The sequence below is a fragment of the Burkholderiaceae bacterium genome (assembly GCA_024235995.1).
In the GTDB taxonomy this organism is placed as follows: Bacteria; Pseudomonadota; Gammaproteobacteria; order Burkholderiales; family Burkholderiaceae_C; genus Ottowia.
This window is the reverse complement of sequence record JACKLI010000001.1, coordinates 1,233,585-1,248,243: the sequence shown is the minus strand read 5'-3', so window position 1 is coordinate 1,248,243 and position 14,659 is coordinate 1,233,585. Positions and strand designations below refer to the sequence as shown.

Sequence of the window (14,659 nt, the reverse complement as noted above, 5' to 3'; positions counted from 1 at the left end):
GGCATGCATCAAGCGTGAGCAGCTATCGTTTCAATATCTACTCATCAGCCCAGGCCTGCTGCGCCAGCGCCTCGAATTGCTGGCGCAGCCGGTGCTTCTGCACCTTGCCGGTCGACGTGGCCGGCAGCGCATCGACGAAGCGGATCAGCTTGGGCACCTCGAAGCCGCCCAGGTGCTGGCGGCAGTGCGCCAGCAGCGTGGCCTCGTCCAGCTCGGCGCCGGGCTTGCGCACCACCACCGCGCACACCGCCTCGGCCCAGCGCGGGTGCGGCAGGCCGATCACGCCGCAGCCGGCCACCGCCGGGTGCGCCAGCAGCACCGCCTCGACCTTGACGCTGGCCACGTTCTCGCCGCCGGTCTTGATCATGTCCTTCTTGCGGTCCAGGAACATCATCTGCCCGCCCGGCCCCCACTGGCCCAGGTCGCCCGTGTGGTGCCAGCCGAAGCGCTGCGCGGCCGCCGTCGCCTGCGGGTCCTTGAAGTAGCCCAGCATGGCGTTGGCGCCGCGGTGCACGATCTCGCCGGGCTGGCCCTCGCCCAGCAGGCGGCCCTCGTCGTCCATCACCGCCGTCTCGTTGTGCGGCAGCGAGCTGCCCCAGTAGTTGGCGTCCAGGCCCGGGTGCTCCAGCGGCTTGAAGGTCATGGTGCCGGGATACATCTCGGTCTGGCCGGTGGCCAGCTGCACGTTGGGCGTCAGGCGCTCGGCGATCTGCCGGATGAGCGGCTTGGGAATGGGCGCCATGGCGTAGATGGCCAGGCGCATGCCTTCCATGCGAAAAGCCGGGTCGGCCAGCAGCGCGCCGTACATCATCGGCAGGCCGACGAAGACGGTGTAGCGCTCCTGGCGCATCGACGCGCGCACCTCGTCGGGCACGAAGCCGCGCAGCAGCACCACGCAGCCGCCGGCGATGTGCACGGTGGCCACCAGGCAGTGCTGGGCGCAGTGGTACAGCGGCAGCACGCCCGAGAACACGTCGTGCTCGGTGATGGCAAGGCCCGCCAGGTTGCCCATCAGCGCCGCCGCCACCGAGGCGTGCGAGTGCACCGCGCCCTTGGGGTTGCCGGTGGTGCCGCTGGTGTACATGATGAGCGCGGGCTGGTCGCTGTCGATCGCCACCTCGGGCAGCGTGCTGGCGTGCCCCGCCTCGGCCGCCGCCAGCGTGCGCACGCGCGCATCGCCCGGCCCGCCGGCGGTGCTCATCGTCAGGATCAGCGGCACGGCCAGCTGCTCCAGCACCGCGGCCAGCGCCGGGTCGGCGCGCAGGGCCTCGTCCACCACCACCGCCGACACCTCGGCATGCTTGAGGACGTATGCGATGGCGCCGGCGTCCAGCCGGATGTTGACCGGCACCCACACGTTGCCCGACTTGTGGATGCCGTTGTAGGCCACCACCATGTCGGCCGAGTTCTGGCACAGCATGCCGATCTGTTTGCCGCTGCCCACCGTGCCCAGCAGATGGTGGGCCAAGCGCGAGCTGCGGGCGTCCAGCTCGGCGTAGCTCAGGCGCGTGTCGCCGTCGACGACGGCGGTGCGCTCGGCGAACCGGAGCGCGCTGCGGTGCACGAAGTCGCCCAGCGCGACACGGCGGATGCGGCGTTGGTCCTCGGTGGTGGGTTGGTCGATCATCGGGGTTGTCTCCTGGAGGGTCTGCGTCGGTCGACGCTGTTTTTGAAAGGGAAAAGCGGTGTCGTCGGGGGTCAAAGGCCCCATTGCCGGGCGGCCAGCTCCTTCATGATTTCCTCGGTGCCGCCGCCGATGGTGATGACCTTGACCTCGCGGTAGAGGCGCTCGCACACCGTGCCGCGCATGTAGCCCATGCCGCCCAGGATCTGCACGCCGGCATCGGCGCAGAACTGCATCGTCTGCGTCGCCTGGTTCTTCAGCGTGCAGACCTCGGCCACCCAGTCGGCACCGGTATCGCCAGCATCCGCGCGCGCGGCCAGCTGCTCCAGCCACGCGGCGGTGGCGCGGATGCGCTGCTGCATGTCGACCAGCCTGTGGCGGATCACCTGGTGCTCGGTCAGCCGCTGGCCGAAGGTCTTGCGCTGCCGCGCCCAGGCCAGCGCCTCGTCGTAGCAGGCCTCGGCAAAGCCCAGGGCGCCGGCGGCGATGCCCAGGCGCTCGCCGTTGAAGTTGGCCATGATGGCCTTGAAGCCCGCGCCCTCCTCGCCCAGCAGGTAGCGCGCCGGCACGCGCACGCCGTCGAAGCGCAGCTGCGCGGTGTCGGAGCACAGCCAGCCCATCTTGTCCAGGCGCGTGCGCGACAGACCGCGACTGTCGCCGGGCACCAGCAGCAGGCTGAGGCCGCCCGAACCCTTGGTGCCCGCCTCGCCCGTGCGCACCGCCACCGTGATCCAGTCGGCGCGCATGCCCGACGTGATGAAGATCTTCTCGCCATCGACCACGTACTCGCCGCCCTCGCGCCGCGCCGTGGTGCGCACCGCCGCCACGTCCGAGCCGCCACCGGGCTCGGTGATGGCCAGCGCGGCGATCTGCCGGCCCGCCAGCACCGGCGGCACGGCTTCGCGCCGGACGGCGTCAACGGCCAGCGCCACCACCGGCGGCAGGCCGATGTTGTGCGACAGCAGGCCCGCCTGCACGCCGCCCGAGGTGCCGAAGCGGCACAGCGCGCGCCACATCACCAGGCGCAGCGCGTACGGCGCGGGCGTGCCGCCGAGCTCCTCGGGATAGCCCAGGCCCAGCAGCCCCAGCTCGGCGGCGCGGGCGTACAGCGCGCGCGGAAACTCGCCCGCCGCGTCCCACGCGCCCACGTGCGGCGCGATCTCGCTGCGCGCAAAGCGCTCGACCAGGTCGGCCAGCGCGGTGCGCGCCTCGCGCAGCTCGGTATCCGTCATGACCGGGGTGGTCATTTCGCAGCTTCCTCGACGGCCTGCGGCGCGGCAAAGCGCAGCAGCACCTGGCCCGGGCTGACCTGCTGGCCTTCGGCGACGAGCACCTCGGCCACCGTCGCATCGGCGCGTGGCGACAGGCTGTGCTCCAGCTTCATCGATTCGATCACCACCGCCGCCTCGCCCGCCATCAAGGCTTGGCCCACCTGCGCCGCCACACGCACCACCTTGCCATTCAACGGAGCTCTCAATTCCGTAGCTGCCTGAGCTTGTCCGGCGCCGGCCACAGGGTCAAAAGACTCATCGACGAGCCACCAGTCGACGCCGCCTGCCTGCACATGCCAGCGGCGCGGCGCGTCGGCCGCGGGCGCTCGGGTGGCGCGCACGCGGCGCGTGACGCCGTCTTCCGTGCACCGCACGGCGCCGTCGGCCAGCGCTTGCAAGGCGATCGTGCGCGCGGGCTCGCCCAACACCTGCACGCCGCCGGCGACGGCGCGCACGGACAGCGCGCTCACGTCGCCACGGTGCGACAGGCGCAGCGGCGCGGCGAAGGCGCTGGGCAAATCACCAACCCCTTGCGGGCAAACCGCCGCCAGCGCGCAGTGCCCATGCGCCAGGCGCTCCTTTTTCAGGAGTTTCCCGCGCAAGGCATCGCCGTGCTCGGCCAGAAAGGAGATCAAGGCCTCGCCGCGCCGGAAGCGCGCGTCGTCCAGGCACTCCATCAAGAAGCCGCGGTTGCTGGGCAGGCCCAGCAGCTCGGTTTGCGCCAGCGCGGCGATCAGCTGGTCGATCGCTTCGGCGCGCGTGGGCGCATGCACGATCAGCTTGCCCAGCATCGCGTCGTAATGCGGCGAGACCTCGCCACCAGCCTCGATCGCGTGGTCGAAGCGCAGGGGAGCGCGCTCGAAGGCCCGGGCCGCCGCAGGCGCGGCGAAGTGGCGGATGCGGCCCGCATGCGGCACGTAGCACTCATCCTCGGCGCACAGGCGCACCTCGATCGCGTGGCCGTTCAGCTTCACCTCGTCCTGCGCCAGGGGCAAGGGCTCGCCGCGCGCCACGCGGATCTGCCATTCGACGAGATCCAGGCCGGTGATCGCCTCGGTCACCGGGTGCTCGACCTGCAGCCGCGTGTTCATCTCCATGAGGAAGAACTGTTCGCCCTCAACGAGAAATTCGACCGTGCCCGCGCCGACATAGCCGGCCCCTTGCGCCAGCGCTACCGCGCAACTCCCCATGCGCGCGCGCAACTCGGGCGACACGGCGGGGCTGGGCGCCTCCTCGACGATCTTCTGGTGCCGCCGCTGCACCGAGCAGTCGCGCTCGCCGAGGTGAATCGCGTGGCCGTGCATGTCGGCAAACACCTGCAGCTCGACATGGCGCGGGTGCAGCACGGCGCGCTCGATCAGCAGATCGCCGTTGCCAAAGCCCGCCTGCGCTTCGGAGCGCGCGCTCTTCAAGGCTTGCGGCAACTGCGTCGCGCCGGTAACCAGCCGCATGCCGCGCCCACCGCCGCCCGCCACGGCCTTGACCATCACGGGGTAGCCGACCTTGACGGCCTCGGCCACGAAACGCGCCTCGCTCTGGTCCTCGCCCGCATAGCCCGGCAGGCAGGGCACGCCCTGGCGCGCCGCCAGCGCCTTGGCCGCGGCCTTACTGCCCAGCGCGCGAATGGCCGCGGGCGGCGGGCCGATCCAGCTCAGGCCCGCATCCAGCACCGCCTGCGCGAAACCCGCGTCCTCGCTCAGAAAACCGTAGCCCGGGTGCACCGCATCGGCCTGGCAAGCGCGCGCGGCGGCCAGCAGCTTGTCGATGCGCAGGTAGCTGTCGGCCGACGCGTTGCCGCCCAAGGCATAGGCCACGGTCGCTTCGCGCACGTGCAGCGCACTGGCATCGGCGTCGGAATACACCGCCACGGTTTCGATGCCCATGCGGTGGGCCGTCGCCATCACGCGGCGGGCGATTTCGCCTCTGTTGGCAATCAGGATTCGCTTCATCGGCCGCCTCCCTGCGGCGAGACTCCCTCCCCCTCTGGGGGAGGGCAGGGGTGGGGGCCAGCGGCGCTGGACGAAGGCACGCGGCGCGCCCCCATCCCAACCTTCCCCCAGCGGGGGAAAGAGCAAGACCGGCTAGGCTGGCGCATCATGCCGCGCCGCGCTTGGCCATACCCATGGTCTTGGCGATGATGCCCATCATCACCTCATCGGCCCCACCGCCAATGGACGCCAGGCGCCCGTCGCGGTACATGCGCGAGACGCGGTTTTCCAGCGTGTAGCCCATGCCGCCCCAGAACTGCAGGCAGGTGTCGGTCACCTGCCGCATCAGGCGCCCGGCCTTCAGCTTGGCCATGCTGGCCCATTGCAGCACGTCGTCGCCCGCCACGTAGCGCTCGCCCGCCGCCCAGGTCAGCGCGCGCAGCGACTCGAGCTCGGTCTGCAGCTCCACCAGCTTGAACTGCACCCATTGCTGATCGAGCAAGGTGGCGCCGAACATCCTGCGCTCGCGCGCCCATTCGATCGTCTCGCGGATGCATTCGTCCAGCGCACTCAAGCTGTTGGCCGCCGCCCACAGGCGCTCCTCCTGAAACTGCTGCATCTGGTAGATGAAGCCCTGGCCTTCCTGCCCGATCAGGTTGCGCTGCGGCACGCGCACCCCGTCGAAGTAGATCAGGCCGGTGTCGCTGGAATCCATGCCGATCTTGCGGATCTTGCGCGCCACCTCGATACCCTGGGTCAGCTTGCCGCCCGGGCCGTCGCGCATGGGCACCATGATCAGGCTCTTGTTCTTGTGCACGGGGCCATCACCGGTGTTGACCAGCATGCACATCCAGTCGGCCTGCAGGCTGTTGGTGATCCACATCTTCTGGCCGGTGATGAGGTAGTCGCCACCGTCCTTGCGCGCGTGGCTCTTGATGCCGGCCACGTCGCTGCCCGCGCCCGGCTCGCTCACGCCGATGCAGCCCACCATGTCGCCCGCAATGGCCGGGGCCAGAAATTCGCGCTTGAGCTCGTCGCTGCCAAAGCGCGCCAGCGCCGGCGTGCACATGTCGGTCTGCACGCCGATCGCCATCGGCACGCCGCCGCATGTGATGTGCCCCAGCGTCTCGGCCATCACCATGCTGTAGGAATAGTCCAAGCCCATGCCGCCGTACTCGGGCGGCTTGGTCAAGCCCAGCAGGCCCAGATCGCCCAGGCCCTTGAACACCTGGTGCGCCGGGAAGATCTCGGCCTCTTCCCATGCATCGACGTGCGGGTTGATGTGCTCGTCGATGTAGCGCCTGAGCGTGTCGCGGATCTGCTCGTGTTCGTGGGTCAGTTGCATGATTGGTCTCCTGCTTTCAGTCAATCCAGCTTTTCGCTGCGCATGCGAGGCATGCGCCCCAAGGCCGCGGAGCAGGCCACGCCAGCGAACGCCGTGGCCGGACCTGCGCCGGCCACTGGCGTTGTCCCCCTCCCGCAGGAGAGGGGGAAGGCGCGCAGCGACTCAGGGGGTGCACTTCACATCCTTGCCACGCCGAACTGCATCGGCCGCACCGCGCACGCCGCGCCCTCGGCCAGCGTGTCCAGGCAAAAGGCCAGCACGGCGCGCGTGTCGCGCGGGTCGATCACGCCGTCGTCCAGCAGCAGGCCGCTGGTGGCAAAGGCATCCTGCTGGCGCTCGAACATGGCGACCACGGCATCGAACTGCTTTTGCATCCTGGCCGGGTCGGGTTCGACGCCTTTGCGCTTCAGGCCCGCCTCGGTCACGATGCGCATGGTGCCGGCGGCCTGCTCGCCGCCCATCACCGCCGTCCTGGCGCTGGGCCAGCTGAACAGAAAGCGCGGCGCAAAGCCCCGGCCGCACATGCCGTAGTTGCCGGCGCCGAAGCTGGCGCCGCACTGGATGGTGAGCTGCGGCACGGTGGCGTTGGTGACGGCCTGGATCATCTTGCTGCCGTGCTTGATCATGCCGCCCTGCTCCACCTCCTTGCCCACCATGTAGCCGGTGGTGTTCTGCAGGTAGACGATGGGGTGGCCCAGCTGGCACATCCACTGGATGAAGTGGGTGGCCTTGTTGGCACCGGCAATGTCGATCGGGCCGTTGTTGGTGATGATGCCCACCGCGTGGCCGCGGATGTGGCCCTGTGCGCACACGGTGGCCGATCCGTAGCCGGCCTTGAACTCCAGCAGCTCGCCTCCATCGAGCAGGCGCACCGCCACCTCGCGCATGTCCACCGGCTCGCGGTGGTGGGCAGGCATCAGCGTCAGCAACTCATCGGCCGGCCAGGGCGACTCGAATGCTTCTGAATTGATAGCATCCCGCGCATGTTCGGTGCGGGCCAAAGCCTTGTTTTTCCATTGCAATTGCGCCACCACACGCCGCGCGATGCCCAGCGCCTCGCGGTCGTCGCGCGCCAGGTATTCGCCCAGGCCGGAGACTGTCGTGTGCATCAGCGCACCGCCCAGCTCCTCCTCGGTCGCCACCTCGCCGGTGGCGGCCTTGAGCAAGGGCGGGCCGGCCAGGAAGGCGCGCGAGCGGCCCTCGACCATGATGACGATGTCCGACAAGCCCGGCATGTAGGCACCGCCCGCCGTGCCCGAGCCGTGCTGCACCGTGATGACCGGGATGCCCGCGGCCGACAGGCGCGCCAGGTTGCGGAACAGGCTGCCGCCCAGCACGAAGCCTTCGACGCGGTAGCGCATCAGGTTGGCGCCGGCGCTCTCGACCAGGTGGATGAAGGGCAAGCGCTCGGCCAGCGCGATCTCCTGCACGCGCAGGATCTTGTCCAGGCCCATGGGCTGGATGGCGCCGGCCTCGATGCCCGAATCCGAGGCCACCACCATGCAGCGCGTGTTCTCGATGAAGCCGATGCCGGCAATGACGCCGCCGCCGGGCACGGATTGGTCGGCGTCGGGCACGTCGTGCAGAAAGCCCGCCAGCGTGCACAAAGGCAGCCAGGGCGCGCCGCGGTCCAGCAGCAGCGCCACGCGCTCGCGCGGCAGCAGCTGATGGCGCTTGGCAAAGCGCGCGCCGGCCTTGGCCGATTCGGCCGCGGCGCGATCCTCCAGGGCGCGCAGGCGCTCGATGCGCGCCAGCATCGCCGCGCGGCGCTCGATGGCCTGCGGCGATGCGGCGTTCCAGCTCGATTGAAAAACGGTCATGGCTTGGCGGCGTCCTGCGACGCGAATACCCTGGGTGTGACGGCACGGTGAAAGCCGTCGAACGGCCGCACGGCGGCGCGCTGTTGCGCCTGGGCATCGGGCAGCTTCATGCCCCAGCCCATGCGCGCCTGCGGGCGCGCGCCATCCACGCGCAGCACGCTGCCGCTGATGAAGCTGGCCGCCGGGCTGAGCAGGAACACGATGGCCGCCGACACCTCGGCCTCGGTGCCGAAGCGCCCCGCCGGCACCGTCTGGCGCATGGCGCGCAGCATGTCGCCAGCCTCGGGCGGGTAGTGGTCCATGCCGCTGGAGGCGATGTAGCCGGGCGCCACCGCGTTCACGCGCACGCCGCTGGCGGCCCATTCCACGGCCGCCGTCTCGGTGAAGCTGACCATGCCCGCGCGCGCCGCCCCGCTGTGGCCCATGCCGGGCATGGAGCCCCATATGTCGGCCACGATGTTGACGATGGCCCCGCCGTGCTGCTGCATCGATTGCAAGTAGCACTCGCGCGCCACCAGAAAGCCGCCGGTGAGGTTGGTGTCGATCACCGCCTGCCAGCCCTTGGCGCCGATGTTTTCGAGCGGCGTCATGTACTGCCCGCCCGCGTTGTTGACCAGCGCGTCGATGCCCCCGCGATCAAGAACGATGGCGCGCACCATGGCCTGCACGGCCGCTTCCTGGCGGATGTCGCAGGCCTGCCAGCTGGCCTGCCCGCCATCCTGCGCGATCTCGGCCTGCACGGCTTTCAGTTTGTCGGCCTTGCGCCCCACCAGCACCACGTGCGCGCCCAGCGCCGCCAGCTCGTGCGCGGTGCAGCGCCCGATGCCCGAGCCGCCGCCGGTGACCACCACGGTGCGGCCGGCCAGCAGGCCCGGCGCAAAAACGGATTGGTAGCTCATGCTTTCCCCACGAACAGGCACAGCGCCTGCTCCGTCAGATCGTCCAGCGTGCGTGGGCCGGCCGGGTCGAACCACTGCACCGTCCAGTTCAACGCCCCGAAGATGAACAGCCGCGCCAGCGCCGGCGGCGCATTCAGGTGGCCCGCGCGATGCAGCGCCCGCAAGGCCGGCATCCACGCCGCCTCGTACGCATCCTTTTGCGCCGCCACCGCCTCGCGCTGCGCTGGCGTGAGCGAGCGCCACTCGTACAGCATGACCGGGATGAAGTCGCTGCCCTCGCCCAGCAGCACCTCGTAGTGCTGGCGGATCAGCGCGCGCAGGCGCTCGCGCGCCGGCGCGCGCGCGCCCAGGGCGCGCAGGGCCGCGTCCTGGCTGGCCTGCGCCTGCGCCATGCCGTCCTGCATGACGGCGAACAGCAAGGCGCTCTTGCTCTCGAAATAATAGAAAGGCGAGCCGCTTTGCATGCCGATGGCCGCCGCGATGTCGCGCGTGCTGGTGGCGTCGAACCCCTGGGTGCGGAACAGGCGCGCGGCGGCGCGCACCAGATCGGCCCGGCGCAGGCTCTCGTCGCGCTGCTCGGCGCTCTTGCGGGGGCGCCCGCGCCGGGCGGGCGGCGGCGCTGCAACCATGGCGGCGGAAGATGGCATGGCCGCAGCATAGCCGCTCATTTTATTTTTATCAAGCAAACGCTTGATAAAAATAAATGCGGGTCTTACCCCAGCGCCTTGCCCATCGCCTCGCCCATGCGGATGGCGCCGCCGGGCGCCCAGCCGGGGTTGAAGCGCAACGTGCCGTGCGGCCACAGCAGCACCACGGTGGAGCCCAGCAGAAAGCGCCCCATCTCGGCGCCCCGGGCCAGCTCGACGGACTGGCCGGCGTAGTCCCAGCGCCGCACCTGCCCCGGCCGCGGCGGGTTGACCACGCCGTGCCACACGGTGGCCATGCTGCCGACGATGGTGGCGCCCACCAGCACCAGCACCATGGGGCCGCGCGCGGTGTCGAACCAGCACACCACGCGCTCGTTGCGCGCAAACAGGCCCGGCACGCCGCGCGCGGTGGCGGGGTTGACCGAAAACAGCTCGCCCGGCACGTGCGCCATGCGCTGCAGGCGCGCGGCGCAGGGCATGTGGATGCGGTGGTAGTCGCGCGGGCTCAGGTACAGCGTGGCGAACTGGCCGTTGTCGAACGCCGCCGCCTCGCGCGCGTCGCACGCCAGCAGGGCACGCGTGCTGTAGGCGTGGCCCTTGGCCTGGAAGATCTGGTCGCGCTCGATGGCGCCGAACTGGCTGATGGCGCCGTCGACCGGGCACAGGTAGTCGGCCTGCGTCAGCGGGCGCGCGCCGTCGCGCAGCGCGCGGGTGAAGAAGTCGTTGAAGCTGGCGTAGCGGGCCACGTCCGGCTCGGCCGCCTCGCCCATGTCCACGCCGTAGCGCGCCACGAAGCGGCGGATGGCCGCGTGCGTGAGCGCGCCCAGCTCGGCGCGCGCAAAGGCGCCCGCCGCCTGCGTGATGAGCTTCTTGGGCAGCAGGTACTGCGCCCGCACGGCCCAGCTTTCAGCCATCACTCGGGCTGGCCGATGGTCAGCTGGATTTCGCCCACGCCCTCGATGCGCCCGGCCAGCACGTCGCCCGGCTGCACCGCGCCCACACCTTCGGGCGTGCCGGTGTAGATCAGATCGCCCGGCTGCAGGTGGTAGTACTGCGACAGGTTGGCGACGACCTCGGGCACGCTCCAGATCAGGTCGGCCAGGTCGCCCTGCTGGCGCGTCTGGCCGTTGACGGCCAGCTCGATGCGCCCGCGGGCCAGCGCGCCCGTCTGGCTGGCCGGCACCAGCTCGCCGATGACGGCGGCATGCTCGAAGTCCTTGCCAAAGCTCCAGGGACGCCCGGCCTTCTTGGCCTCGCCCTGCAGGTCGCGCCGCGTCATGTCCAGCCCGCAGGCGTAGCCCCACACGCAGGCCTGGCCCTGCTCGGGCGCGATGCGGAACGCGGGTTGGCCGATGGCCACCACCAGCTCCATCTCATGGTGGTAGTCGCGCGTGCCGGGCGGATAGGGCACCGTGGCGCCGCTGGCCAGCAGGTGCGCCGGCGCCTTGTTGAAGAAGAACGGCGGCTCGCGGTCGGGGTTGCCGCCCATCTCGCGCGCATGCGCGGCGTAGTTGCGGCCGACGCAGAAAATGCGGCCCACGGCATAGCGCTGGCGGCTGCCGCGCACGGCCACGCTGGCCTGAGGAATAGGGGGAAAGACGAAGTCGGTCATGATTGAAAAACGGTTTGCAGATGAAAGTGTAGGCGCAGGCACAATCATCGCCCATGACCGACCTGCCGCCGCTGCTGGACATCCGCGATCTCGTCAAGAGCTACGGCGGCACGCGCGTGGTCGATGGCGTGTCGCTGGCCATCGCGCCGGGCGAGTGCCTGGGCGTGATCGGCCCCAACGGCGCCGGCAAGACCACCACCATCCGCCTGGCCCTGGGCCTGACGGCGCCCGAGGCGGGGCAGATCCACTACTTCGCGCGCCAGGACGGATCGGCCCTGGCCATGCCGCGCGACGCGCTGGCCATCAAGCAGCGCCTGGGCGTGGTGTCGCAGTTCGACTCGCTGGACCCGGACTTCGACTGCGCCGAGAACCTGTTCGTCTTCGGCCGCTACTTCGGCCTGGGCCGCCGGGAGCTGGCCGAGCGCGTGCCCCAGCTGCTGGCGTTTGCCGCGTTGTCGCACAAGGCCAGGGCGCGGCCCGGCGAGCTGTCGGGCGGCATGCGCCGGCGCCTGTCGCTGGCGCGCGCGCTCATCAACAACCCCGACCTGCTGCTGCTGGACGAGCCCACCACGGGGCTGGACCCGCAGGCGCGCCACCTGATGTGGGAGCGCCTGCAGATGCTACTGGCGCAGGGCAAGTCGATTTTGCTGACCACGCACTTCATGGACGAGGCCGAGCGCCTGTGCCACCGCCTGCTGGTGATCGACCACGGCCGCAAGATCGCCGAGGGCGCGCCGCGCGCGCTGATCGCCGAGCACCTGGAGCCCGAGGTGGTCGAGGTGTACGGCAACGGCGCGCTGCAGCTGGCCGCGTCGCCGCTGGCCGCGCACGCCGAGCGGGTGGAGACCAGCGGCGAGACGGTGTTCTTCTACACCCGCCACGCGCGCACCCTGCTGCAGGCGCTGGAGGGCCACCCCGGCCTGCGCACGCTGCACCGGCCGGCCAACCTGGAAGATTTGTTCCTCAAGCTGACGGGACGCCAAATTCGCGATGACGGCTGACTCCAACGCTCCCTCCCTCTGGGCCCCGCCGCGCCCCTCGCTGCGCTGGTGGCCGGTGTTCCTGCGCAACTGGCTGGTGTGGCGCAAGCTGGCCATCCCCAGCCTGCTGGCCAACATCGGCGAGCCGCTGATCTGGCTGGTGGCCTTCGGCTACGGCCTGGGCAGCATGATCGGGCAGGTGTCCACGCACGGCCAGCAGGTGCCCTACATCCTGTACCTGGCCAGCGGCTCGGTGTGCATGAGCGCCATGAACGCGGCCAGCTTCGAGGCGCTGTACTCGGCCTTCTCGCGCATGCACGTGCAAAAGACCTGGGACGGCATCCTCAACACCCCCGTGCAGCTCGACGACGTGGTGCTGGCCGAGATGCTGTGGGCCGGCTTCAAGGCGCTGTTCTCGGTCACCATCATCATGGGCGTGATCTGGGCGCTGGACATCAGCCGCACGCCGCGCATGTGGCTGGCCGTGCCGATCCTGCTGGGCGCCGGCATCACCTTCGCCAGCATGGCCCTGGTGTTCAACGCCAAGGCGCCGGGCTACGACTTCTTCACCTACTACTTCACGCTGGTGCTCTCGCCCATGATGTTCCTGTCGGGCGTGTTCTTTCCGCGCGATCAGCTGCCCGAGGCCGCGCGCGTGGTGACCGACTGGCTGCCGCTGACGGCGGCGGTCGAGCTGGCGCGCCCATTGTTTTTGGGCCAGTGGCCGCAGCAGCCCTGGCGCTGGGCAGCCGTGCTGGCGGCGTACGCGGTGGTGGGGCTGTGGGTGGCGCTGGCGTTCACGCGGCAGCGGTTTCGGCGTTGAATGCTTTGTAATTGATAGCTGCCTGCGCATGCGGCACGCAGGCTGGCGGCTTGAAATCTCTGTTTTTTGTCGAGCGCTCGCCCCTCACGCCCCATCGCGCCCGATCATCCACGCCGCCTTCTCGGCCATCATCACCACCGGCGCGTTGGTGTTGCCCCCCGGCACGCTGGGCATGACGGAGGCGTCGACCACGCGCAGGCGCTCGATGCCGCGCACGCGCAGCCGGTCGTCCACCACGTCCATCGGCCCGCGGCCCATGCGGCAACTGCCCACGGGGTGGTAAATGGTGTCGGCGTGCTGGCGCACAAAGGCCTCGATCTCGGCGTCGCTGCGCGCGCCGGCCGACTGCTCGCGTCCGCCGTGGCGCGCCAGCGCGTTCTGGCCCAGGATCTCACGCATCTGCCGGAAGCCCCTGACCAGCCGCCGCACGTCGTCGCCCTCCTGCAAAAAGGCCGGGTCGATCAGCGGCGCGGCCAGCGGGTCCTTGCCGGCCAGCCTGACGCTGCCGCGGCTTTGCGGCCGCAGCACGCACACGTGGCACGAAAAGCCGTGGCCCAGCACGGTGGCGCGCCCGTGGTCCACCAGCTTGCCGACCACGAAGTGCAGCTGCAGGTCGGGCACGGCCTGCGCCGCGTCGCTCTTGATGAAGCCGCCGGCCTCGGCGAAGTTGGTGGTGAGCGGCCCGCGCCGCTCGCGCCGCCAGCGCTGCACGTCGCCCACGGTGCGCCAGGCGCCGGCCAGCGACAGGCCGAACAGATCGTGCGCGCCGGGCACGTCCCACACCTGCACCACGTCGGGGTGGTCGTGCAGGTGCGCGCCCACGCCGGGCAGGTCCAGCGCCACGGGGATGCGGTGCTGGCGCAGGTGCTCGGCCGGGCCGATGCCCGAGAGCATCAGCAGCTGCGGCGACTGGATGGCCCCCGCGCTCAGGATCACCTCGCGCTCGGCGCGCAGCGTCTTTTCCTGCCCGTCCTGCACATAGGCCACGCCCACGGCGTGCCCCTGCTCCAGCAGCACGCGCGTGACGCGCACGCCGGTCAGCACGTGCAGGTTGGGCCGCCCCAGGTTGGGCGTGAGGTAGCCCTTGGCCACCGAGCAGCGCTCACCCGCCTTGTGCGTGACCTGGTACAGGCCCACGCCTTCCTGCGTGGCGCCGTTGAAGTCGCGGTTGTGCCGCTGCCCGGCCTGCACGCCGGCCTCGACGAAGGCCTGCGCGAAGGGGTTGGGGTCGGACAGGTCCATCACGTTCAGCGGTCCGCCCGTGCCATGCCAGGCGTCGGCGCCGCGCTCGTTGTGCTCGGCGCGCTTGAAGAAGGGCAGCACCTCGTCCCAGCACCAGCCGATGTTGCCCTCGGCCGCCCAGGCGTCGTAGTCCTGCGGCACGCCGCGCATGTAGATCATGGCGTTGATCGAGCTGGAGCCGCCCAGCACCTTGCCGCGCGGCTGGTAGCCCCGGCGGCCGTTCAGCCCCGGCTGCGGCACGGTCTGGAAGGCCCAGTTGGCCTGGCCCAGCTTGGCCAGCAGCGCCAGGCCGGCCGGGCAGTGGATCAGCACGCTGGCGTCGGGCCCGCCGGCCTCCAGCAGCGTGACCTGCACGTCCGGGTCTTCGGTCAGGCGCGCGGCCAGCACGCAGCCGGCCGAGCCGGCGCCGACAATCACATAGTCCATGGGGAGGAACCTCCTTGTCGTGGCCGGCATTTTGCACGGTGC

Annotated in this window: 12 protein-coding genes; 2 read left to right on the top strand and 10 right to left on the bottom strand. The window is 70.5% G+C overall.

Annotated features, from left to right (window positions below):
- Positions 1-37 precede the first annotated feature (37 nt).
- The 9 genes from H6927_06085 to H6927_06045 form a co-directional block, all read right to left on the bottom strand.
- Positions 38-1,627, bottom strand: a complete 1,590-nt coding sequence (locus H6927_06085) for an AMP-binding protein (GenBank protein ID MCP5217667.1) — start codon at positions 1,625-1,627, stop codon at positions 38-40.
- A 71-nt stretch (positions 1,628-1,698) separates the two neighbouring features.
- Positions 1,699-2,856, bottom strand: coding sequence for an acyl-CoA dehydrogenase family protein (locus tag H6927_06080; protein ID MCP5217666.1), 1,158 nt, complete (start codon positions 2,854-2,856; stop codon positions 1,699-1,701).
- Between the two features lie 11 nt (positions 2,857-2,867).
- Positions 2,868-4,844 carry a biotin/lipoyl-binding protein gene (locus H6927_06075; protein ID MCP5217665.1) on the bottom strand — a complete coding sequence of 659 codons (1,977 nt, stop codon included), beginning with the start codon at positions 4,842-4,844 and terminating at the stop codon, positions 2,868-2,870.
- 145 nt (positions 4,845-4,989) lie between these two features.
- Positions 4,990-6,168, bottom strand: coding sequence for an acyl-CoA dehydrogenase family protein (locus tag H6927_06070; GenBank protein ID MCP5217664.1), 1,179 nt, complete (start codon positions 6,166-6,168; stop codon positions 4,990-4,992).
- A gap of 176 nt (positions 6,169-6,344) precedes the next feature.
- Positions 6,345-7,988 carry an acyl-CoA carboxylase subunit beta gene (locus H6927_06065; GenBank protein MCP5217663.1) on the bottom strand — a complete coding sequence of 548 codons (1,644 nt, stop codon included), beginning with the start codon at positions 7,986-7,988 and terminating at the stop codon, positions 6,345-6,347.
- The gene (locus H6927_06060) at positions 7,985-8,887 is read right to left on the bottom strand and encodes an SDR family oxidoreductase (protein MCP5217662.1); all 903 of its coding nucleotides are present in this window, start codon (positions 8,885-8,887) and stop codon (positions 7,985-7,987) included. Before H6927_06060 ends, H6927_06065 begins: the two co-directional genes overlap by 4 nt.
- Positions 8,884-9,534: a TetR/AcrR family transcriptional regulator gene (locus H6927_06055; protein ID MCP5217661.1), complete on the bottom strand. Its 651-nt coding sequence runs from the start codon at positions 9,532-9,534 to the stop codon at positions 8,884-8,886. The genes H6927_06060 and H6927_06055 overlap by 4 nt, the downstream gene beginning before the upstream one ends.
- Positions 9,535-9,599: 65 nt before the next feature.
- Positions 9,600-10,448, bottom strand: coding sequence for a phosphatidylserine decarboxylase (psd, locus tag H6927_06050; GenBank protein ID MCP5217660.1), 849 nt, complete (start codon positions 10,446-10,448; stop codon positions 9,600-9,602).
- Positions 10,448-11,146: a fumarylacetoacetate hydrolase family protein gene (locus H6927_06045; GenBank protein ID MCP5217659.1), complete on the bottom strand. Its 699-nt coding sequence runs from the start codon at positions 11,144-11,146 to the stop codon at positions 10,448-10,450. Before H6927_06045 ends, psd begins: the two co-directional genes overlap by 1 nt.
- Positions 11,147-11,199: 53 nt before the next feature.
- On the opposite strand from H6927_06045, the gene H6927_06040 reads away from it, so the two are divergent.
- Together H6927_06040 and H6927_06035 are read left to right on the top strand one after the other, a co-directional pair.
- On the top strand, positions 11,200-12,147 hold the full coding sequence (locus H6927_06040) for an ATP-binding cassette domain-containing protein (GenBank protein ID MCP5217658.1): 948 nt from the start codon (positions 11,200-11,202) through the stop codon (positions 12,145-12,147).
- Positions 12,137-12,949: an ABC transporter permease gene (locus tag H6927_06035; protein MCP5217657.1), complete on the top strand. Its 813-nt coding sequence runs from the start codon at positions 12,137-12,139 to the stop codon at positions 12,947-12,949. Before H6927_06040 ends, H6927_06035 begins: the two co-directional genes overlap by 11 nt.
- Positions 12,950-13,033: 84 nt before the next feature.
- On the opposite strand, the gene H6927_06030 is transcribed toward H6927_06035, so the two are convergent.
- Positions 13,034-14,617, bottom strand: coding sequence for a choline dehydrogenase (locus H6927_06030; protein ID MCP5217656.1), 1,584 nt, complete (start codon positions 14,615-14,617; stop codon positions 13,034-13,036).
- Positions 14,618-14,659 lie beyond the last annotated feature (42 nt).